Annotated in this window: 1 protein-coding gene and 1 pseudogene; one reads left to right on the top strand and one right to left on the bottom strand. The window is 74.4% G+C overall.

Annotated elements, in window-relative coordinates; translation table 11 throughout:
* Positions 1-113: 113 nt before the first annotated feature.
* Entirely contained in the window at positions 114-566 is a 453-nt protein-coding gene (locus ACFV0Q_RS41995) for a DUF4442 domain-containing protein (RefSeq protein WP_385013396.1), read from the bottom strand.
* Positions 567-662: 96 nt separating this feature from the next.
* Here ACFV0Q_RS41995 and ACFV0Q_RS41990 point away from each other — a divergent pair.
* Positions 663-1033, top strand: a pseudogene (locus tag ACFV0Q_RS41990) (hypothetical protein); the annotation flags it as partial.

Here is a 1033-nt window from a genome sequence, read left to right as displayed (position 1 = left end):
GGGCCACTGTGCGCCGCCGGCCCGCCGCGTCCGGGCGGGACGCGCCCTGGCCGCGGCGAGGTTCAGCCCTGCGGCGGCCGCGGCGCGGCGCCGCGGCCGCCGCGAGATCCGCGTTACGCGTTGGGCCGCAGGGTCCAGACGACGGTCATCTCGCCGGTGACGGCCTCGTCCTCGCGCTGGATGGCGATGGAGACGGGGAACTCGGGGCGGCCGCCCGCGTCCAGTTCGGCCACGACGTCGGCGGCCGGGCGGCCGAGGGTGGCGGTGGCGGTGACGACGCCCTTGGCGAGCTTCTTGTAGCCGATCTCGGCGCGGACGGCCAGCGGCACGGCGCGCGAGAGCTGGTCGCCGAAGGCGGCCAGGACGATGGCGCCGCTCGCGGACTCGGCGAGGGTGAACATCGCGCCGGCGTGCGGCCCGCCGACGTGGTTGTGGAAGGCGGGCTGGTCCGGCAGGCGGACGACCGCGCGCTCCGGGGTGGTCTCGATGAATTCGAGGTTGAGGGTGGCCGCCATCGGCACGGTCTGGGCGAGCAGTTCGCCCACGTTCATCTGGTCTGCGCTCATGACAGGCGATGTTACCCACGAGTAGACCCGCCTGGCCAGACCCGACCAGGGGGCGGCCGTGGCTCCCGGCTCCCGCTCCCACTATCGTTACCGGCCATGTGGCCAGGACAGCAGCAGTCGCCCGGGGGCGAGCAGAACCCCCAGGACCCGCGACAGAACCCGTACCAGCAACCGGGACAGCCGAACCCGTACCAGCAGCAGCCGCAGCAGCCGCCGCAGCAGCAGGGGTTCGGTGAGCAGCAGCCCGGCTACGGGTACCCGCAGGCGGGCTATCAGACCCCGCCCCCGGCCCAGCCGTGGGGCCAGCAGCCCCCGCAGCGCGGCGGGAGCTCCTTCTCGACGAAGACCGTGGCCATCGTCGCGGCCGCGGCGGTCGTCGTGACCGCGGCCGGAACCGCCGCCTTCGTCCTGACCCGGGACGACACGAAGAAGGACGCCGCGGACGACAAGCCCGCCGCCTCCTCCTC

The organism is Streptomyces sp. NPDC059564 (assembly GCF_042735575.1).
Classification (GTDB): Bacteria; Actinomycetota; Actinomycetes; order Streptomycetales; family Streptomycetaceae; genus Streptomyces.
This window is presented reverse-complemented; position numbering and strand designations above follow the sequence as displayed.

Coding starts and splice junctions, on each gene's coding strand:
- ACFV0Q_RS41995 (WP_385013396.1), bottom strand. CDS start 566: ATGAGCGCAGACCAGATGAACGTGGGCGAACTGCTCGCCCAGACCGTG.